Source organism: Rhodococcus sp. H-CA8f, from assembly GCF_002501585.1.
Classification (GTDB): Bacteria; Actinomycetota; Actinomycetes; order Mycobacteriales; family Mycobacteriaceae; genus Rhodococcus_F; species Rhodococcus_F erythropolis.
This window is the reverse complement of sequence record NZ_CP023720.1, coordinates 4050003-4070289: the sequence shown is the minus strand read 5'-3', so window position 1 is coordinate 4070289 and position 20287 is coordinate 4050003. Positions and strand designations below refer to the sequence as shown.

Genomic DNA, 20287 nt, shown 5'->3' with positions numbered 1-20287 from the left:
TCATTCTGTCGGACGGTAGAAACCGTGAAAGCCCATGCCGCTGTTCGTGGTTCGGATGGCGCTGATTTCGACTGGGTCGCCGGCTTCGATCATCTGGCCGCCGCCGATCACCATCGCGACGTGGCCGTCCCAGACCGCGAGGTCGCCCGGCATCAGATTGTTCTGATCGACCTGGTTCCCGATTCCCTGTTCCTGAGCCAACCTCGGAATATCGACTCCGGCCTGGCCGTACGCCCATTGCGTCAGACCACTGCAGTCCAGACCGACTCCGGGTGTCGTGCCTCCCCAGGCGTACGGGACACCCTGTTGAGTAAGCGCGTTGCGTACGGCAGCAGCGGCCTCGGCGTTCGGTGCGGTGGCAATCGAGCCGTCGGGAAGTTCGACCTCTACTCCACCGACGGAACCAGAACCACCGACGGAACCGGAACCACCGACGGAACCGGAACCACCCACCGAACCGGAGACTCCAGGTGCGGGATCGGGTATCGGGACGGACGGGACGAGTGCGGACATCTTGTCGGTCGACCCCGCCAGCTCACCGCGTACCCGCTCGATAACCGATACCGCGCGTCCGAGGTGCTCCAACGCGGCCGACAACAACATCAATTGGCCCGTCGGTGTCATCAGCGTCGGCCCGGCCTTGATCGCGAGTGTCAGAAAGGACTGGAGAATCTCACCGAGTTCGGTCATTCCCGCGTACACGGACGTTGTTGCTTCGTCCACGACGCCGGCGATGTCGGTCCCACGATCGGCGAGGTTTCGCGTCGACGTCTGCGTCTGCTCGGTTTTGGTCACCGCAGCGGTGAGTGCCGTGGACGAGCTCTGAGAGGACGCCAGTTCGCTCAGAGCAGTGCTTCCCAATTGGTATGCGATCTCGAGGGCGTCCGTAGCGATTCGGATGCCGACGTCGGGTCCACTTGCGCTGGGGACGCCAGTCCCGACAATGTCGACCAGATCGATGATCGGTCGTGCGAGTGCGTCGACGTCGATCATGAGCGTGCGGCTTCAGCGAGAGTCGTTCGTACCGATTCCTCGGAGTCGAGATAGACGGCGTGAGCGTCGCGGGTGGCTGACTGGACGCTGGAGATCACAGCGGACAGTCGATCGATGTCGTCGATGTGCGCTTGCTGTGCTCGGCTCGCGACATCGACGAAGTCGCCGCCGATCAGCCCCAGCACAGTGGACAGAGCCAAGTGATCGCCACCCGCCGCGTCCTGTCGCGCTTGCGCGACGTTGTCGGCAACAGTGCCCAACCGCGTGGCGAACTCCGCGATGCTTTCAGTGTCCAGATCCAGATTTGTCAACTTGTCTTCCCCCCGTTGCGCTTACTCCTTCTTGGACGCCGCGCGGGGTGCTCCGGTTCCCGAGGAACTATTCTGATGGTCATGCAGACGCACGTAGTCGACCATCCGCTCGCGGCGGCCCTCTTGACGACAATGCGTGATGCACGCAGTGAGAACGCAACTTTTCGTTCCGCACTTCGCAGGCTCACGCACATGCTGGTCTACGAGGCCATGCGTGACGCGGAGGTCGAGGAGTTTCCGGTCGACACCCCGGTAGCAGCGACGACGGGCATCCGGCTCGCGAAGCCGCCGTTGTTGGTACCCGTGCTGCGGGCCGGTCTGGGCATGGTCGAACAGGCGAGTGCGCTGATTCCGTCGGCCGGCGTCGGCTTTGTCGGAATGGCACGTGACGAAGAGACTCATCAACCGGTTCCGTACCTCGAATCCCTGCCTGCGGATCTGTCCGGTATCCCGGTGTTCGTGCTCGATCCGATGCTCGCCACCGGTGGCTCGATGGTGCACACCATCGACTTGCTGGTTGCGCGTGGCGCGACGGATGTCACGGCAGTGTGCGTCGTGGCCGCTCCGGCCGGCGTCGACGCGCTGGCAGCGTCCGGCCACCCGGTTCGTCTGGTCATCGCGAGCATCGATGACGGACTCGACGAGAACGCTTTCATCGTCCCCGGTCTCGGTGACGCCGGCGATCGGCAGTTCGGACCCCGCTAGAGCGAAAGGGCGAAGGTTCGGAGTTCGGCCAGCCGGGCCTTCGCCTGCTCTAGTGCGTTCGCGAGGTCGTCGCGGTTCGCCACCGGGACGACAACTTCGAGATAACACTTGAGCTTGGGCTCGGTTCCGGACGGTCGAACTACCACGCGGATCGACGGCCCGTCGAATATCACTGCGTCGGTGCGCATACCACCGCGAACCAGGGACAAGTCCTCGGTCGTGACCGGCTCACCCGCGAGTTGGCCAGGAGGATCGGCGCGTAGTCGTTTCATCATTTCGGCGATGTCGCTCAAATCCTCGACGCGGCGGGATACTTGGTCCCCGCGATGCAGTCCGAATTCGACGGCATAGTCGCCTAGAACGTCCAACAGGGTTCTGTTGCTGCCCGCGAGGGTGGCAGCCAAGTCGGCCACCAGGACGGCAGCTGAGATTCCGTCCTTGTCCCGCACCACATCCGGATCGACGCAGTGCCCGATCGCTTCCTCGTAGGCGTAGACGAGTCCGTCGCCGGCGCGCGTGAGCCACTTGAATCCGGTGAGTGTCTGCGCAAACCTGGCTCCGCGAGCTTTCGCCAACTTCGAGAGCAGAGTCGAGGAGACGATCGTCGTCGCCACCAACGAATCTTCGGGCGCCGTGTGCAGTACGTGGTCGGCCAGGAGCACCCCGGTTTCGTCGCCGCGCAACATGCGCCACTGATCACCGTCGCGAACTCCGACGGCGCAGCGGTCGGCATCCGGGTCGAGTGCGATCGCCAGATCCGCGTCGACACTTCGGGCAAGGGCGAGCAGGCGGTCTGCGGCACCGGGCTCTTCGGGATTGGGGAACTCGACGGTCGGAAACGTGGGGTCGGGATCGAACTGCTCCGCCACGACGTGCAGATCGTCGAACCCTGCTGCTCGCAGAGCCGCTGTCGCAGTCTCCCCGCCGACGCCGTGCATTGCCGTGAACGCAATCCGGATCGAGCGGGCGTCGCCGTGCGGGAGGGTCGCGATGCGGGCGATGTACTCCTCGACCAGAGAATCGTCGGCCGGAATCACCGATGCTCGCGCGACGTCGGCGGCACCACCGATGCGGGCGATCTCGCTCTCGATTTCACGATCGGCGGGGGAGACGAGTTGCGCTCCGCCCGAGAGATACACCTTGTAACCGTTGTCGGCGGCAGGATTGTGGGAGGCGGTGATCTGGATACCTGCCGCTGCCCCGAGCCTGCGCACCGCGAACGCCACCAGCGGTGTCGGCAGTGGGCGGGGGAGCAGGGTCACCTCGAACCCGGCCGCTGCCATGACCTCGGCGGCGGCGAGAGCAAATGCCTCTGAACCGAGCCGGGCGTCGCGGCCGACCACAACGCGGGACCCGCCCTGGCAGCGAGCTGTCAGCCAGGCCGCCAGACCGGACGTGGTCCGGATGACGACCGCGAGGTTCATGCCGTTGGGCCCGCCGCGCACCGGCCCGCGAAGCCCAGCAGTGCCGAACGTCAGTGGTGCGGAAAAGCGTTCGGCCAGTTCATGTTCGGAAAGGGCTGCTAATTCTGCGCGGGTAACTGGGTCCGGATCGGCGTCGATCCACTCGGTGACGTTCAGTGGTGTCACAGCTGCTCGACCAGTTGACGCAGCAGCACTCCCATCCGGGCCGCCGATGCTTTGCCTGCCGCCAGCACTTCCTGATGGTCGAGCGGGGCGCCCGTGATTCCGGCGGCCAGATTGGTGACCATGGAGATGCCGAGAACGCGGGCGCCGAGCGCGCGAGCCGCGATGGTCTCGTGAACCGTCGACATGCCGACCAGATCGGCGCCGAGTGTACGAAGCATTCGAATCTCGGCCGGAGTCTCGTAGTGCGGACCGGGAAGCCCGGCGTAAACACCCTCGGCAAGGTCCGGGTCGATCGAGCGAGCCAGCGCACGCAGTTCCGGCGAATAGGCGTCGACCAGGTCGACGAACTCTGCGCCGACGAGGGGAGAGCGGGCCGTCAGGTTCAGGTGGTCACTGATCAGCACCGGTTGACCGACTGTGTAGTTTTCGCGGATACCGCCGGCCGCATTGGTGAGGATGACCGTGTCGGCGCCGGCAGCAATGGCTGTCCGGACCGGGTGGACGACGGTACCGAGATCGTGGCCCTCGTATGCGTGCGCACGCCCGAGCAGCAGCAGGACTTCGGTGTTTCCGACGCGCACCGAACGAATGCTGCCCGCGTGACCGAGCGCGGACGGTGGGGCGAAGCCAGGAAGATCCGCCATCGAGACTTCGGCTGTCACGTCCGCACCGGCGTCGCCGAACACGTCTGCGGCATCGGTCCACCCCGACCCGAGCACGATGGCGACTGACGGTGACGAAGAGCCAGTCATGGCGGACAGAGCAGCGGCGGCGGCCTCGGCGATCGTTCCCATGTGAGCAACCCTACTGAGGAGTCGGGTCGGTTCGCCGGGTGAGTTGGCGGGCGTTACTCTCCCATCCATGCCTTATCTCGAACGCGACGGCGACGTATTCATCCTGTACCTCGGCAACGAGGGCGAAACGGACAACGAGAACCGCTTCGGCCCTGAGTGGATCGACGCTGTTCACAGCAAGTTGGACGAAGTCGAAGCGCACGAGGGACCCGCAGCCCTGGTGACGACGGCGACGGGCAAGTTCTACACGAACGGCCTGGACACGACGTGGATCTTCGGCAATCTCGACGGTCTGCCCGGCTACCTGGACAAGGTCCACACCATCTACAGCCGTTTGTTGACCTTCCCGATGGCCACGGTCGCGGCCGTGCAGGGGCACGCGTTCGGCGCCGGCGCCATGCTCGCGTCCTCACACGATTTCCAGATCATGCGCGCGGACCGCGGCTTCTACTGCCTCCCCGAGGTCGGACTGAACATGCCGTTCACTGTCGGCATGTCAGCACTGTTGAACAGTCGTCTGCCCAAGCAGACGGCAGTCGACGCGATGACGACGGGGCGTCGATTCGGCGGCGCCGACGCGCTTGCTGCCGGCATCGTGCAGGAAACGGTCGACGGCGACGGAGTACTCGCCGCAGCAGTGACCAAGGCGTCGGCACTGACGTCGACTCACGGCAAGAACTTGGCGGGAATCAAGGCAGGCATCCACCGCGATGCTCTTGCGGACCTCGCTCAGGTGACTGACAAGAGCAACTTCTCCTTCGGGTGAGACAATGATCGCGTGAACCAGAATGTCGACAGCGCAGTCAGGTCCGTAGAGGCCGATCTGATTGCGCTGTCGCATTCGATTCACAGCGATCCGGAACTTGCCTTCGAGGAGTTCCGCAGCGCTGCCAAAGTGTCGGACCTGCTGGCGCAGCACGGTTTCGCGGTCACTCACGGGATCGTCGATCTGCCGACGGCCTTCGATGCCACCTACGGCAGTGGAGAGTTGGTCATCGCGATCTGCGCCGAGTACGACGCGCTGCCCGAGATCGGTCATGCCTGTGGGCACAACATCATTGCCGCCGCCGCGGTCGGGGCCGGCATCGCGTTGGCTACCGTGGCCGACGAACTGGGGATCACAGTCCGAGTGATCGGTACTCCCGCGGAGGAAACCGGTGGCGGCAAAGTTCTGATGCTCGAGCGTGGTGCATTCGACGGCGTCGGCGCGGCCATGATGGTTCATCCAGGACCGATCGACATCATCGGTGCCACCTCGCTGGCCCTGGCGGACATCGCCGTCAGCTATCACGGTCGCGAAGCGCACGCCTCTGCTGCGCCGGAATTCGGTCGCAATGCCGCCGATGCCGCGACGCTCGCGCAGGTGGCGGTCGGATTGTTGCGCCAGCACCTCCAGCCAGGGCAACAGATTCACGGAATCGTCAGTGATGGCGGCACTGCTCCCAACATCGTTCCGGCTCGGTCCGAACTGCTGTACTACCTGCGTGCCGAGACGGCCGCATCGTTGGCCAATCTGTCCGAGCGTGCCGACGCCTGCTTCGCCTCGGGCGCACTCGGCACCGGATGCACCCACGAAATCCGCACGGTATCGCCCACTTACACCGAGTTGACCCCCGATCCGTGGCTGGCGGCGGCGTACCGTGAACAGATCGTCGACCTCGGGCGGGTGCCACTGGCAGCGGAATGGGAGCGCTCCCGTCCACTGGGTAGTACGGATATGGGTAATGTGACCAATGTGATTCCGGGAATTCACCCGGTCATAGGCTTGGATTCATCGGGGGCAGTGACACATCAGCCGGAGTTCGCGGCCGCGTGTATCACCACCTCCGCAGATCGAGCGGTAGTCGACGGTGCAATTGCGTTGGCCCGCACTGCTGTCCGGGTAGCGTCCGATCCAGAACAACGCACCCGTCTGTTGGAAGGGGTAGATCGCCGGTGAACGCGGCAATCGACACGTGGATTCACGCGCACACCGACGACCTCGTCGCGTGGCGTCGACACATCCATGCCAACCCGGAGTTGGCTCGCCGCGAATACGCGACCACCGAATTCGTCGCGACCCGCCTCACCGCCGCTGGGCTGTCGCCGAAGATCCTTCCCGGTGGCACCGGGCTCACGTGCGACATCGGACCTGAGGGGCCGCGAATCGCACTTCGCGCCGACATGGACGCTTTGCCGATGCAGGAGGCGACCGGGGCGACGTACTCGTCCACGGTCCCCGGTGTGTCTCATGCATGCGGGCACGACGCCCACACCACCATCCTGCTCGGCGCCGGATTGGCTCTGGCCACGCTGCCCGAACTTCCCGTCGGGGTTCGGCTGATCTTCCAGCCCGCCGAGGAAGTCATGCCTGGTGGTGCACTCGACGTCATCGCTGCCGGCGCGCTCGACGGCGTGTCCAGAATCTTTGCTCTGCACTGCGATCCGCGACTCGAGGCGGGCCAGGTCGGAATGCGTCTTGGCGCGATCACCTCTGCTGCAGACACGATCGAGGTCGTTCTCGACTCTCCGGGTGGGCACACGTCGAGGCCGCACCTGACCACGGACCTCATCTACGCACTCGGCACAGTCGTGACCGGGCTGCCGGGAATGCTCAGCCGTCGTATCGATCCGCGTACCGGCACCGTGATGGTGTGGGGTGCGGTCAGTGCAGGTCAGGCGCCCAACGCGATTCCGCAGACCGGCATGATGACGGGCACGGTACGTACCGGCGATCACGACACGTGGGAGTTGCTCGAACCGCTCGTGGAAGAAATCGTCCACGGACTGCTCGCGCCCACCGGAGTTCGCTACCAACTCAACTATCGTCGCGGAGTGCCACCGGTCGTCAACGACGAGGTGTCCACTCGGATGTTCGAGGACGCCATCGCGACCGTCGGACAAGATGCTTTGGCGGACACCCCGCAATCCGGTGGTGGCGAAGACTTTTCGTGGTACCTCGAAACCGTGCCGGGTGCCATGGCGCGGCTCGGCGTGTGGTCGGGTGAAGGCGATCAGCTCGACATCCACCAACCCACTTTCGATCTCGACGAGCGTGCACTCGGCGTCGGTGTGAAGGTTCTGACGAGCCTGGTTCTGGGATAGTTCCGGTTCCCGTCGGGGGTACCGTTTTTCGTGTCGTTCGAGTGAAGGTACGGGCATGTCCATAGGTGTGGGAGTGCGAATCGGCACATTGGTGTCGACGGCTGTAGTTGCGTCCAACGATCCGGGTTCGGCCGATCCGGTGGTGTTGGTCAGGGACACGATTCTCAATCAACGCAAGGACGGAACGACCGTGCTCGGCGGTACCGAGCAATTGGGTGCCGGCCGTGAATTCTCGGAATCATGGTCAGGTTTTGTCGGCCGTGTGGGGGACCCGAGTGGCGTCTCCGGAACGGCCGATACCCGTTACCGCGCCGAGGATTTGGTGGCGACGTCGATTCGCTGCCTATTGCAGGAATGCGAGCCGCTGCCCGATCGTGGTGGTCGAAGTGGGGGAGCGCCCGACATCGTCGCGACCTACCCGTCGCGCTGGGACTCGTCCACAGCGGCCCTCATGCAGGATTCACTGGTCTATGCAGGCCTCGAGCGGGTCACTCTCGTCTCGGACGCCGAGGCGGTCTCGGCGTGGTTCGAGTCGGAAATCGCGGCACTCGCCGGCACGCTCATCGGCATCTATCACGTCGACGACACCGGGGCAGCGGTCACGCTGGTGCGTTCGGGCGTCGCCGCCGGCCGCGCATTCGGCTTCGCCGGCGACGGGAGTTCACCGAGTTCACGCCTCGCGACGGCACTAGGTGCGTTCGGTTGGATGCCGGAGAACCTGGACGCCGTAGTCGTCACCGGTGACGGAGAACCGGCGACAGACAAAGCAGCCATGATGTCCATAGCGGCCGGAATCGCCGAAAAGCTCGGTGTCAGATGTGAACTCGGGCCCGGACCGGAGCAGTCGGCCGCGCTGGGAGCCGCAATTCTGGCTGCCGGTTTCACCTCGACGTCGCACACGATCGTTCCGATCGGTTTGCCGCCTTCACACGACGTGACGGAGGTGTTCGACACTCTCGGACGTGAGAAGGTGGCGGCTGAAACTGCAACCGGGGTGGCAACAGTCGAGCCGGAAACTGCAGTTGCCGCAGGCGAATCGGAGTCACGCGGTTCCAAGCGTGTGCTCATCGGCCTGACGATTGTGGTGGTACTCGCAGCACTTGCAGTGCTCGCGTATTTCCTGCTGCTTTGAGCAGGACAGCTATCTAATCGGTAACACCGTTACCCGGACCCACGTTGCGGCTGTTTCTCGTCCGCAACTCTCGCACGTACTCGGCCGGCGCTCCGGCAATCTCGGCGGCGTCGGCCATCACGCCGATGTAGCGGGCCGACGGCAGTCCGCCTTCGTACGCATCCATGACGTAGAGCCAAGCGAGCACCGCATCGCCTGCGGTGTCGACCCGCACGCGGATCTTGCGGTGCAGACCGAGTTCGGCACCTTCCCAGCGGTCCAGACTCACTTCGTCCTCTTCCGGGACGTCGTAGAGGACCACGAAAACACTGGAATCGGGGTCTTCGACCACGGTGGCGAGAGCCCCCTCCCAGCCGAGGTCCTCGCCGCTGAAGGTCAGGCGCCAGCCTCGCAGCCACCCTGTCCCGGACATGGGCGAGTGTGGGCAGCGCAACAACATCTGCTCGGGATGCATGTTGGAACCGTAGGCGGCATAAATCGACACGGGCGCAAGCCTAAACCGTGGTCCGAGGGTGTGGCGAAGCGGACCACCGGACGCAAGTAATCTGGTACAAGCACTGCGCGACACGTGGTGCTCGAATAGCGTGACACTGGTCGACGGGAGACCCCTGCCGGCCACGCGAGGACTTGGAGGACACATGACCCGGATCGTGATCATCGGTGGCGGACCCGCCGGCTACGAGGCGGCACTGGTAGCCGCGCAGCACGGGGCCACGGTCACCCTGGTCGATTCGGACGGCGTCGGCGGCGCGTGTGTGCTGTTCGACTGTGTCCCGTCGAAGACGTTCATCGCGTCCACCGGAATCCGCACCGACATGCGTCGTGCATCCGACCTCGGCATCACTCTGGATCCGGAGCAGGCTTCGGTGTCACTGCCGAAGATCCACTCCCGAGTCAAGAGTCTCGCGTTGTCCCAGTCCTCGGACATTCGCGCACGGTTGCAGACGGTCGGCGTCGAGGTTCTCTCCGGCACCGCCGAACTGACCGATCCGCTCCTCGGTATGGCAGCACACCAGGTTCGCGCGACGCTCGGAAGCGGCGAGCAGAAGACCATCGACGCAGACGTCGTGTTGATCGCCACCGGCGCCAGCCCCCGCATCATCCCGGGAGCCGAGCCCGACGGTGAGCGAATCATGACGTGGCGTCAGCTCTACGACTTGGACGAGCTGCCCGAGCACCTGGTCGTGGTCGGTTCCGGTGTCACCGGTGCCGAGTTCGTCTCCGCCTACACCGAGATGGGCGTCAAGGTCACACTCGTGTCCAGTCGTGACCGTGTTCTGCCCGGCGAGGATGCCGATGCGGCGCTCGTGCTCGAGGACGCCCTCGCCGAGCGCGGTGTCACCCTCGTCAAGCACGCCCGCGCAGACGCCGTCGAGCGCACCGAGAAGGGCATCATCGTCAAGCTCTCCGACGGCCGCACGGTCGAAGGAAGCCACGCACTGATGACCGTCGGTTCCGTCCCCAACACCAACGGTCTCGGCCTGGAGCGGGTCGGCATCGAGTTGGACAAGGGCGGCTACCTGCGTGTCGACCGGGTCTCGCGCACCACGGTTTCCGGTATCTACGCCGCCGGTGACTGCACCGGACTGCTCCCGCTCGCGTCGGTGGCTGCGATGCAGGGACGTATCGCGATGTACCACGCACTCGGTGAAGGCGTCAGCCCGATCAAGTTGAAGACCGTCGCATCGGCCGTCTTCACGCGCCCCGAAATTGCAACGGTGGGTGTTTCGCAGGCCGCGATCGACAACGGAGAGGTGCCTGCTCGCACCGTCATGTTGCCGCTCAACACCAACCCGCGAGCCAAGATGTCCGGTTTGCGCCGCGGCTTCGTGAAAATCTTCTGCCGCCCGGCTACCGGCGTGGTCATCGGCGGTGTTGTGGTCGCACCCACCGCTTCGGAACTCATCCTGCCGATTGCGATCGCCGTGCAGAACAACCTGACGGTCAACGACCTGGCTCAGACGTTCTCGGTGTACCCGTCGCTGACCGGATCGATCACCGAGGCAGCTCGTCAGCTCATGCGTCACGACGACCTGGACTGAGAACGGACCAGAGTCTTCTTACAATGTGAGAAGTCTGTTTCACATACTGAAGTATTGGTGAGATAGTCGAGATACCGACCGAATCAAGGGTCGGTATCTCGGCGCTCTCCCGCCCCGTTGACCCAGGACGGCTCAGGGTGTTTTCCTCTGACCTTCATTCTGCGTGCCTGGGAGCTTCACATGACACACGCCGCGCTGTCCGCTCGTATGGACGGACTCCGTAGTTCTGCAATTCGCGATCTGCTCACCTTGACTGCCCGACCCGACGTCATCAGCTTGGCCGGCGGACTACCCGATCCTGATTTCATTCCGCGGGAACGAATCTCGAAGGCAGCCCACGACGCACTCGGTGACCCCTCGTCCGTTCAATACGGCGAGACGTCAGGCCTGCGGCGCCTCCGTGAGGTGATCGCCGAGCGCGAATCCTCCAAGATCGGGCGGGCACTCGACGTGTCCGAAGTTGTGATCACACACGGTTCTCAGCAAGGTTTGAGCCTGCTCGCGCAGGTCCTCCTCGACGCCGGTGACGTTGTGGTCGTGGAGGAACCGGCATATACCGGTGCGCTGCAGGTCTTTCGGACGGCGCAGGCTCGTCTCGTTCCCGTCCAGCTGGACGAGGACGGAATGGACACCGACGCGCTCGAGACGAAACTCGCCGCCGGTCTTCGGCCCAAAGTCGTGCACACCGTGAGCAATTTCCACAACCCGCGGGGCGCGGTGCTTTCGGCGCAGCGGCGAGCGCACTTGGCGGCGCTGGCGGACCGATACGGGTTCTGGGTTCTCGAGGACGACCCGTACGGCGAACTGTACTTCGGCGAGAAACCGCCCGCACCGCTGGCGGCGTTGTCGGACAGGGTGATTCGGCTGTCCAGTGCTTCCAAAGTGTTGGCACCGGCGCTGCGCGTCGGCTGGCTGCACGGCGACCGAAAGGTCTGCGAGGCGGTCGAACTGATCAAGCAAGGCGCTGACCTGTGCGGGTCTTCGCTCACCCAGCAGATCGCCGCAGACCTCTTCTCCGACGTCGAATGGTTCGAAACGCACCTCGACAAGCTCCGGGAGGGTTACGGCGCCAGAGCGAAGGCGTTGGTCACCGCCGCCGAGACGGAATTGAGTGGGCGTGCACGCTTTTCCGAGGTCCGCGGCGGGATGTTCTGTTGGATGGATTTCGTCGACGACGTCGACACCACCGAACTCCTGGGTGCCGCGCTCGAGCACGGCGTGGCATTTGTCCCAGGTTCGGCCTTCGCGGTCGAAGCTGACCTCGGTCGAAGCGCTCGACTGTGTTTCGCGACGTATCCCGAAGCCGTGCTGGTCGATGCCGTCGGCAGGCTCCGGAAGAGTGTTACCGCAGGTACAGCCTGACCTTGTCGATAGTGTTGCGGAGCAGATCGATCTCCGTGCTCGATGGTGGGGTGGTGATGGTGACGTGCTCGGCGACGGCGAGGTCCCATCCCGTCGACTCTCGGACTTGATCGACCGAGATTCCCTCGTGGACGCTGGTCAACTCCAAGTCGCCGCCGGGGCCCTGGTGTGTCAGGACGCCGAGGTTGGTGAATACCTTGGTCACTCCTGCACCTGCCGGCATGATGCCCTTACCGCTGGCGTGGGCGCGGGCGGGGCTGGGTGAGGTGCAGAAGTCGAGCTCGGCCGGAAAGGAACTGAGATCGTGGCGACGCATCACGACGAAGATCTCGGCGGCGTTCGCGATGATCTCGACGGCCCCGCCCGCTCCGGGCAGTCTGACCGTCGGGTTCTTCCAGTCACCGATGAAACTTGTGTTCAGACTGCCCGTTCGATCGATTTGAGCGGCCCCGAGAAATCCGACGTCGACGTTGCCACCTTGCAGGACGTAACCGAAGAGCGCGGCCATGCTCAGCACGGATTCGGCACCGGAGACAACCACGGAGTCCGCGATACCCTCGGCCATTGCCGACGGATGTGCACCGCACACTCCGGATTCGTAGATCAGCTCGACGTCCGGATTCGACGTGTGCCGCGCGAGATCGACTGCGAGCGTGGGTAGCCCAACTCCGGCGAAGACCCGGCGCTTACCCGCCAATTCGCGTGCCGCGACGGCGACGATCGTTTCGGTGGAGGTGGTGTTACCGGTGTCGATCGTGGTGGTCATAGTCTGCTCCCGTAGTCGACTGGTGTGGAGAGTTTTGGTCCGACCTCGAGATCCGACCAGTAGTCGGCTCCGAGTTTGGCGAGATACTCGCCGTGACTGTCGAGTGCGTACACCCATTCGTCGAGCCAATTTCTCAGCCGTGAAGGGTCTTTGGAGATTTCGGTCCAGCGCCGGTAGAAGCCGCAATCGCGGTCGTAGTATCCCTGCGCGTACGACGGGTGTGCGCCGCGCGGGCAGACGACAACCGCGTCGACTGCATGCGAGGGAATCAGAGTTCGGCTCGGGTCTGACCTGATGACCTCGTCGTCGACCAGTTCTTCGACAACGACGATTGCCTTCTTCGCGGCGTACACGGCCTCTTGCTGCACCCCGGCGATGCCCCAGATCTGCGCGTTCCCGGACGTGTCCGCTCGCTGTGCGCCGATGATCGTGACATCCGGATTCAATGGCGGCACAACGTAGACGCTCCCGCCGCCGTACGGGTCCTCGACGAGTCTCAGTTGTGGGTTGAGTGCGGGTAGATCACTACCGGCGTACGACCGTAGCGGGAAGAAGGGAAGCCTGGCGGCTCCCGCCTGATACCGGCACACCATGCCGTAATGGCTGTATTCCTCGACTTCGAGGGGGAGCGGGTCCTGGTTCTCGATGCGTCTGCGTAACTCGTACAGAGAACCTGCGGAGCCGCTGGCGAAGAACGAAGCGACCAGCTTTCGGACGCAGCCGGCGGCGACGAGTTGATCGGAAACGATGTCCGGCGTCATCCGGCACAGCGTGAGGTCCTTCCTGCCCTGCCGGATGATCTCGTGTGCCGCGGCAAATGGAATGAGATGCGAAAAGCCCTCCAACGCAACAGTCATTCCGTCGCCGACGTATCGACCGATGGCCTCTTTCATCGAGAGCGTCTTGTCCACGTGTGTACCTCTTCTTACGTTCTCGCGCACTTGGTCGGTTTCGGAAACTTGACATGGTCGGCCGGTGTGGCGCAACAATGTCGGGTGGAAATTCATCAGATCAACGCATTTCTCGCGGTGGCTGAGGAGCTACATTTCGGCCGTGCGGCTCAGCGGCTTCGGATTGCGCAACCGCCGCTGAGTCGAACCATCAGGCAATTCGAGAAACAGCTCGGTTCGCCGTTGTTCGATCGAAGTACTCGAACTGTGCGGTTGACTGCTGCCGGTGAAGCACTGCTGCTTCCGGCGCGCGAGATTCTGGACGCGTGCCGGATGGCCGAGATCGCGGTATCCGCGGCAGGCCAGGGAACGACAGGTCGCGTTCGCCTGGGCTTCGCGGGAACCTCGTCGCACCTACTCGTCGGGCGGTGGGCGAAATTGGTGAGAAAGACGAATCCCGGTATCGAATTTGTACTCGACAGTTCCGCTTTCGCGAACGAGGCGTTGTTGATGTTGCTCGATCGACGCCTCGACATCGGGATGGTCCGGTGGACCGTCCCGCCGCTCGGGATCACGTCGAGATTGATCGCCGAGGAGAACTTTCTGGTTGCCATGTCGAAAGACCATCCGATGGCGTCGAGGGAATCGGTTCGGTTGATCGAATTGGAGTCCGAGAATTGGGTGACGCTTCCGGCGGAGCCGGGTTCGATTCTGCGGGAGTCTCTGCTCTCTGCGTCGAAGAACGCAGGATTCCTGGCTCGAATCGTGCAGACGGCACCGGATTCGATGTCGTTGATCGCGCTGGTGTCCGCGGAAATCGGATGCTCGTTGACTATTTCGTCGGTGGCCCAAAGCATCGTGAACCCTGATGTTGTCTTTGTTCCCGTCATGGATCCACCTCCTCCCCTTCAACTGCGTATCGCCTGGCGAGATGGAGACGACAGACCTGCGCTTCTCGAAGTGTTGAAATTGTCCGAGCAGGCGCTGCCGTCCCTGGCTTAGACGGTTGCCCGACCGGTAGGAATTTCACCCGCTTCGGACTTCGGCGAGTTTGCAGTATCGGCAAGAGCGTTCTCGAGTTCGAGCTCGTCGTAATCCGCTTGCTCGGCCGTCGAGAGTTCGCTTGCGTTGTAGCCGGTACGTCGGAGCAGGAGAAGGGTGCAGATCAGCGAGACAAGTGCGTACAGTCCGGACACGATCGCGACCCCGACGATGTTGCCTGACGTGTTGAGCATCCACTGCGCCAGTACCGGAGTTCCGCCGCCGACGACAAGGGAACACAGTTGATACGCCGTCGACAGACCCGTGTAACGGATGTTCGCAGGGAAGGCGCGAGCGAGAACGCCGGCGATGGCGCCGTAGAACATCGAGTGCGGGATCGTGGCGAGACACATCGCAACGACTGCGATGGTGAAGTTTCCGGTTCTGATGGCAAAGAACATCGCGGGCATGAGAACGAACTCCGGTATCACCATCAGGCACATGGCCTTCCGCATGTCTATCTTGGAAACCAGAACGGCCCCGAACGGTTGGACGATGAACTGCACGACAAGTGCGATCGCGATAGCGGCGAGGAATGTGCCGCGGTCGTATCCGAGTTCTTTTGTAGCCCAGGACAATGCGAAGGTGTTCTTGAAATAGGTGACCTGGGCGAGGGGGAGTGCGCCGGCGCCGAGGAGAACCAGCACCCAATGCTTGCGCAATACTTCGGCGAGCGGAAGTTTGACGACCTTCTTGCGGGCGAGAACGGCCTTCATCTCGTCGGACTCTTCGAGTTTCAGGCGAATGATCATGCCGAGGATGACCAGGCCTGCCGAAACGAGAAAAGGGATTCGCCAGCCGTAGAGAAGGAATGACGGCGTCGGCATCGAGGACAGCAGGAAGAATGCGATGGTTGCCAACAGATTTCCCGCGGGGGAGCCCTGCTGAGCGAACGCGGAGTAGAGGATGCTCTTGCCCTTCGGTGCGTTCTCGCTGGCGATGAGTACCGCGCCACCCCACTCACCACCGACCGCAATTCCTTGGATCACGCGAAGGGTGACCAGACCGATCGGGGCCCACATGCCGACCTGCGCGTAGGTGGGGAGGAGTCCGATCCCGACAGTGGCGACGCCCATCATCATCAAGGTGATGACCAGAGTGTTCTTGCGCCCGATCCGGTCTCCGAGATGACCGAAGATGATCCCGCCGATCGGCCTGGCGAGGAACCCTGCCCACAGGGTGATGAAGGCGAGGAGCGTGCCGACTCCGTTCGGCAGCGTGTCGGAGAAGAAGATCTCGCCGAATACCAGGGCAGCCGCGGTGCCGTAGATATAGAAGTCGTACCACTCGATGGTGGTTCCGATGAATGAAGCGATACCGGCTCTTCGTGCCTTGGCGTTGATCTCCTCGGAACTGCGAGTGGGTGAACTCATGCGTGGCGACCTTTCTCTGCAACATTCGCGGCGCCGAAACGTGGCGCGCCTGAATGAGATTCGCAGAGTGGTGTAGGTCACGTCCAATACCAACTTGGTCGCCTATTGATACCTCAGGAGTATCAATAGGCGGCCATGATCAGCTCTTCCGGTATGGAAGGATCGGGGTGATTACTCGGACCAGTTGTACGTCCGCTCGACGGCCTTGTTCCACTCCGCGTACAGCCGTGACCTTTCGGACTCGTCCATCGCCGGTTCCCAGGTTTGGCCGACGGCCCAGTTGTTGCGGATGTCTTCGGTGTCGGCCCAGTAACCGATGGCGAGGCCCGCTGCATACGCAGCGCCGAGTGCTGTCGTTTCGTTGACCACCGGACGGATGACGGGAACTCCGAGGATGTCCGACTGGAACTGCATCAGGGTTTCGTTGACCACCATGCCGCCGTCGACCTTCAGCGCGGACAGTTCGACTCCCGAATCCGCACGCATGGCGTCGATGACCTCACGGGTTTGGTATGCCGTCGCCTCGAGCGCCGCGCGAGCCAGGTGTCCCTTGTTGACGAACCGCGTCAGGCCGACGATCACGCCGCGTGCATCCGGTCGCCACCGGGGAGCGAACAGTCCTGAGAACGCGGGTACGAAGTAGGCGCCGCCGTTGTCGTCGACACTCGCGGCGAGCGGCTCGATGTCCTTGGCGTTCTGAATGATTCCGAGATTGTCCCGAAGCCACTGGACCAAGGAGCCGGTCACCGCGACGGAACCTTCGAGTGCGTAGACGGCAGGGGCTTCGCCGAGTTTGTAGCAGACGGTCGTCAGCAGTCCGTGTTTGCTGTGCACCGGCTTCGTTCCGGTGTTGAGAAGCATGAAATTGCCGGTGCCGTAGGTGTTCTTGGCTTCACCCTCGGAGAGGCAGGCCTGGCCGAATGTGGCTGCCTGCTGGTCACCGAGGATTCCCGCGACCGGCACACCGGCGAGATTGCCGCGAGGACGGCCGGTGCCGTAGACCTCGGACGAACTACGGATTTCCGGGAGCATCGACATCGGGATTCCGAAGTCCGCGCAGATCGATTCGTCCCACTGAAGGGTCTCGAGATCCATCAGCATCGTGCGTGACGCATTGGTGACATCTGTCACGTGAACACCGTCGGTCAGGTTCCATACGATCCACGTGTCGACGGTGCCGAAGCACAATTCTCCGGCCTCCGCTTTGGCTCTCGCGCCGTCCACGTTGTCGAGAATCCACCGGATCTTCGGCCCGGCGAAGTAGGTCGAGAGCGGCAGCCCGGTCTTGTCTCGGTACTTGTCCGGACCCTCGTCGCCGCCCAGTTCGACACACAGTTGATCCGTGCGCGTGTCCTGCCACACGATCGCGTTGTAGATCGGCTTGCCCGTCGAACGCTCCCAAACGACGGTCGTCTCACGCTGATTCGTGATTCCGACGGCCGCGATGTCGGCCCGCGTGAGGTCGACCTTCGCGAGAGCGCCGGCCACCACCTCCCGGGTGTTGATCCACAGCGCAACCGGGTCGTGCTCGACCCAACCGGCACGCGGGAAAATCTGCTCGTGTTCTTTCTGCGCAACGCTCACCACGGCGCCGTCGTGATCGAAGATCATGCAGCGGCTCGACGTCGTGCCTTGGTCGATGGCGGCGATGTATTGATTCACTGTGCTCCTATGTTCGGGCGCGTTCGCAGTTATCCGTGCGCTGTCGCAGTATGTGGATCAAGCTACTAGCCTGTAAACGGATTCGTCGTCGACTTACAGGAGACCGGGTTGAGTAAGCAGCAAGGTGCGCAGTTTCTCGGCCCGCAGCAGCGTGAAGCTGCTTGGGAACAGCTTCAGACCGAGCAATTCGACGTCGTCGTTGTCGGCGGCGGTGTTGTCGGTGTCGGAGCTGCGCTCGATGCGGCCACCCGCGGACTCAAGGTTGCGTTGGTCGAGGCCCGTGACTACGCATCCGGCACGTCCAGTCGCTCGTCGAAGATGTTCCACGGCGGTCTCCGCTATCTAGAGCAACTCGAATTCGGCCTCGTTCGTGAAGCATTGCGTGAGCGCGAACTCTCGCTGACCACGCTCGCTCCACACCTGGTCAAGCCGCTGAAGTTCCTGTTCCCTCTGGCTCACCGAGTGTGGGAGCGCCCGTACATGGCGGCGGGAATCTTCCTCTACGACCGAATGGGCGGCGCAAAGTCGGTCCCCTCCCAGAAGCACTTGACGCGGGCGGGCGCGCTACGCATGTCGCCGAGCCTCAAGCGCAGTTCGCTGACCGGTGGCATCCAGTACTACGACACCGTCGTCGACGACGCTCGGCACACCATGACCGTCGCACGGACCGCTGCACACTACGGCGCGGTCGTCCGAACGTCGACGCAGGTCGTCGGCTTTCTGCGGGAAGCGGATCGGGTCTCGGGAGTTCGTGTTCGGGACTGCGAAGACGGCCGTACCGCCGAGGTCAAGGGTCACGTCGTCATCAATGCGACCGGTGTCTGGACGGACGAGATCCAAGCGCTCTCACGTCAGCGCGGACGGTTCCGGGTGCGAGCGTCGAAGGGCGTACACATCGTCGTCCCGCGCGATCGCATCGTCAGTGAAGCCGCCATCATCCTGCGTACCGAGAAGTCGGTGCTGTTCGTCATTCCGTGGGGCAGTCACTGGATCATCGGCACCACTGATACCGACTGGAACCTGGATCTCGCACATCCGGCGGCAACCAAAGCAGATATCGACTACATCCTCGGCCACGTGAACTCCGTCCTGGTCACGCCGTTGACGCACGCCGACATCGACGGTGTGTACGCCGGCCTGCGCCCGCTGCTTGCCGGTGAAAGCGACGAGACGTCGAAGCTCTCGCGCGAGCACGCCGTTGCCCGTGTGGCTCCAGGTCTGGTCGCCATCGCCGGCGGAAAGTACACGACGTACCGGGTCATGGCGGAAGACGCCGTCGACGTCGCAGCAGAAGACATTCCGGCGCGGGTTGCGTCGTCGATCACGGAGAAGGTACCGCTCGTCGGCGCCGACGGATACTTCGCGTTGATCAACCAGACCGTGCAACTGGGCGAGCAGTACGGCTTGCATCCGTATCGCGTCAAGCACCTGCTCGACCGCTACGGTTCGCTCATCACCGAGGTCCTCGAACTCGGCCGGCAGACACCGGAGTTGTTGCAGCCCATCACGGACGCGCCCGATTACCTTCAGGTCGAAGCTGTGTACGCCGCCGCGGCCGAGGGGGCACTGCACCTCGACGACATCCTCGCCCGCCGTACGCGTATCGCAATCGAATATCCGCATCGTGGTGTCAACTGCGCACAGCAGGTCGCCGGATTGGTTGCCCCGATTCTCGGTTGGGATGCCGCCACCGTCGAACGCGAGGTCGACACGTACCGAGCGCGTGTCGAAGCCGAAATCGAGTCTCAGACCCAGCCGGACGACGAGTCGGCGGACGCATTACGCGCCGCAGCGCCGGAGTCGCGGGCCGAGATCCTCGAGCCCGTCGTCGTGGTGCCGGATCGGGTCTGAGTCGCCTGTCGTTTGTTCTCGGTCTGTCGCGGGTAGGCGGATGGCGAACCACCACCCGTGTCAGCACAGACCGGTCGAGCGTCGCCCAGGAGGATCTCAATGTTCGGTAATCGGTCGCGATCTGCTGAGGAACACATAGCTACCGGCTATCTGGTCACTCACCTGTGCGGAGCGATGGTGGGGCTGCAACTCTCGCGGTCACTCTCGGACTCGTACGGCGTCTGGGCCGACGGTGAGCTGGACTCGTTGCCGCGTGAGCTCGAGTACGAGATCGAGCAGCTGCTGCAACTGATCGAGGACACCCAGGGCATATCTCTGCCCCGGTACTCCAAGATCGACGCGACGGTCAATCGGATCAGACGTCTCGTCCATGTCGACGCCATCTGGCGTAATCGCCTCGTGAAGTTGGCAACGCTCGAGATCATGCGGACCGCGCTGTGCGGCAAGAGTGCGATGTGGGAGGTCCTGCGAGACATTCCGGCAGGGGAGACCGAGGAGCAGTATCGCGAACTCAACGACCTGGTGTCCAAGCAGATCACGACGGTCACTGCGCTGCATCACCGCGCAGCTACGGAGGCTTTTCAGGGGACGGACGGGCGGGAATCGGCGAGCGGCGGCGACCCCATCAGGTCGAGTAAGTAAGGTTTGTACCGTTCGATGAAGAATTCGATGAACGGTAGACCCCGAGGTGT

Annotated in this window: 19 protein-coding genes; 10 read left to right on the top strand and 9 right to left on the bottom strand. The window is 63.4% G+C overall.

Features of this window, described 5'->3' with window-relative positions; translation table 11 throughout:
• Positions 1-993: a C40 family peptidase gene (locus CPI83_RS18960; protein ID WP_097387558.1), complete on the bottom strand. Its 993-nt coding sequence runs from the start codon at positions 991-993 to the stop codon at positions 1-3.
• Positions 990-1304, bottom strand: a complete 315-nt coding sequence (locus tag CPI83_RS18955) for a type VII secretion target (protein ID WP_020969162.1) — start codon at positions 1302-1304, stop codon at positions 990-992. Before CPI83_RS18955 ends, CPI83_RS18960 begins: the two co-directional genes overlap by 4 nt.
• Before the next feature lie 81 nt (positions 1305-1385).
• Here CPI83_RS18955 and upp point away from each other — a divergent pair, with 81 nt between their 5' ends.
• Complete coding sequence (gene upp, locus CPI83_RS18950; RefSeq protein ID WP_007727319.1) at positions 1386-2009, top strand: uracil phosphoribosyltransferase; 624 nt, start codon at positions 1386-1388, stop codon at positions 2007-2009.
• Here upp and CPI83_RS18945 read toward each other — a convergent pair.
• Both CPI83_RS18945 and CPI83_RS18940 read right to left on the bottom strand, forming a co-directional pair.
• Entirely contained in the window at positions 2006-3598 is a 1593-nt protein-coding gene (locus CPI83_RS18945; protein ID WP_097387557.1) for a phospho-sugar mutase, read from the bottom strand. The genes upp and CPI83_RS18945 overlap by 4 nt on opposite strands.
• Entirely contained in the window at positions 3595-4392 is a 798-nt protein-coding gene (locus CPI83_RS18940; protein WP_097387556.1) for a purine-nucleoside phosphorylase, read from the bottom strand. Before CPI83_RS18940 ends, CPI83_RS18945 begins: the two co-directional genes overlap by 4 nt.
• Before the next feature lie 67 nt (positions 4393-4459).
• On the opposite strand from CPI83_RS18940, the gene CPI83_RS18935 reads away from it, so the two are divergent.
• Genes CPI83_RS18935 through CPI83_RS18920 form a run of 4 tightly spaced genes read left to right on the top strand, consistent with a single transcriptional unit; the run spans position 4460 to position 8608 of the window.
• Positions 4460-5158, top strand: coding sequence for an enoyl-CoA hydratase-related protein (locus CPI83_RS18935; protein ID WP_019747702.1), 699 nt, complete (start codon positions 4460-4462; stop codon positions 5156-5158).
• A 12-nt stretch (positions 5159-5170) separates the two neighbouring features.
• On the top strand, positions 5171-6331 hold the full coding sequence (locus CPI83_RS18930; RefSeq protein WP_020969164.1) for a M20 family metallopeptidase: 1161 nt from the start codon (positions 5171-5173) through the stop codon (positions 6329-6331).
• Positions 6328-7476 (top strand): M20 family metallopeptidase, encoded by a 1149-nt coding sequence (locus CPI83_RS18925; RefSeq protein ID WP_003940741.1) that lies wholly within the window; start codon positions 6328-6330, stop codon positions 7474-7476. Before CPI83_RS18930 ends, CPI83_RS18925 begins: the two co-directional genes overlap by 4 nt.
• 55 nt (positions 7477-7531) lie before the next feature.
• Positions 7532-8608 (top strand): hypothetical protein, encoded by a 1077-nt coding sequence (locus tag CPI83_RS18920; RefSeq protein ID WP_020907043.1) that lies wholly within the window; start codon positions 7532-7534, stop codon positions 8606-8608.
• Positions 8609-8621: 13 nt separating this feature from the next.
• Here CPI83_RS18920 and CPI83_RS18915 read toward each other — a convergent pair whose 3' ends face one another.
• Positions 8622-9092: a gamma-glutamylcyclotransferase gene (locus CPI83_RS18915; RefSeq protein ID WP_003940753.1), complete on the bottom strand. Its 471-nt coding sequence runs from the start codon at positions 9090-9092 to the stop codon at positions 8622-8624.
• A gap of 154 nt (positions 9093-9246) precedes the next feature.
• On the opposite strand from CPI83_RS18915, the gene CPI83_RS18910 reads away from it, so the two are divergent.
• Positions 9247-10650, top strand: coding sequence for an NAD(P)H-quinone dehydrogenase (locus CPI83_RS18910; protein WP_020969166.1), 1404 nt, complete (start codon positions 9247-9249; stop codon positions 10648-10650).
• Between the two features lie 180 nt (positions 10651-10830).
• The gene (locus CPI83_RS18905) at positions 10831-12012 is read left to right on the top strand and encodes a PLP-dependent aminotransferase family protein (RefSeq protein ID WP_060938877.1); all 1182 of its coding nucleotides are present in this window, start codon (positions 10831-10833) and stop codon (positions 12010-12012) included.
• Here the strand turns inward: CPI83_RS18905 and CPI83_RS18900 are convergent.
• Together CPI83_RS18900 and CPI83_RS18895 are read right to left on the bottom strand one after the other, a co-directional pair.
• A complete protein-coding gene (locus tag CPI83_RS18900) occupies positions 11993-12778 on the bottom strand; it encodes a CoA-transferase (protein WP_080909722.1) in 786 nt (261 codons plus the stop codon). The genes CPI83_RS18905 and CPI83_RS18900 overlap by 20 nt on opposite strands.
• Entirely contained in the window at positions 12775-13689 is a 915-nt protein-coding gene (locus tag CPI83_RS18895; RefSeq protein ID WP_020907046.1) for a CoA-transferase, read from the bottom strand. Before CPI83_RS18895 ends, CPI83_RS18900 begins: the two co-directional genes overlap by 4 nt.
• A gap of 84 nt (positions 13690-13773) precedes the next feature.
• Between CPI83_RS18895 and CPI83_RS18890 the strand changes: the two genes are divergently transcribed.
• Complete coding sequence (locus tag CPI83_RS18890; RefSeq protein WP_047890289.1) at positions 13774-14670, top strand: LysR substrate-binding domain-containing protein; 897 nt, start codon at positions 13774-13776, stop codon at positions 14668-14670.
• Here the strand turns inward: CPI83_RS18890 and CPI83_RS18885 are convergent.
• Positions 14667-16082: an MFS transporter gene (locus CPI83_RS18885; RefSeq protein ID WP_019747710.1), complete on the bottom strand. Its 1416-nt coding sequence runs from the start codon at positions 16080-16082 to the stop codon at positions 14667-14669. The two genes, CPI83_RS18890 and CPI83_RS18885, sit on opposite strands and share 4 nt — an antisense overlap.
• 171 nt (positions 16083-16253) lie before the next feature.
• On the bottom strand, positions 16254-17744 hold the full coding sequence (gene glpK, locus CPI83_RS18880) for a glycerol kinase GlpK (RefSeq protein ID WP_019747711.1): 1491 nt from the start codon (positions 17742-17744) through the stop codon (positions 16254-16256).
• Between the two features lie 108 nt (positions 17745-17852).
• On the opposite strand from glpK, the gene CPI83_RS18875 reads away from it, so the two are divergent.
• Entirely contained in the window at positions 17853-19595 is a 1743-nt protein-coding gene (locus CPI83_RS18875; RefSeq protein ID WP_047890264.1) for a glycerol-3-phosphate dehydrogenase/oxidase, read from the top strand.
• Positions 19596-19694: 99 nt separating this feature from the next.
• The gene (locus tag CPI83_RS18870) at positions 19695-20237 is read left to right on the top strand and encodes a hypothetical protein (RefSeq protein ID WP_097387555.1); all 543 of its coding nucleotides are present in this window, start codon (positions 19695-19697) and stop codon (positions 20235-20237) included.
• Positions 20238-20287 lie beyond the last annotated feature (50 nt).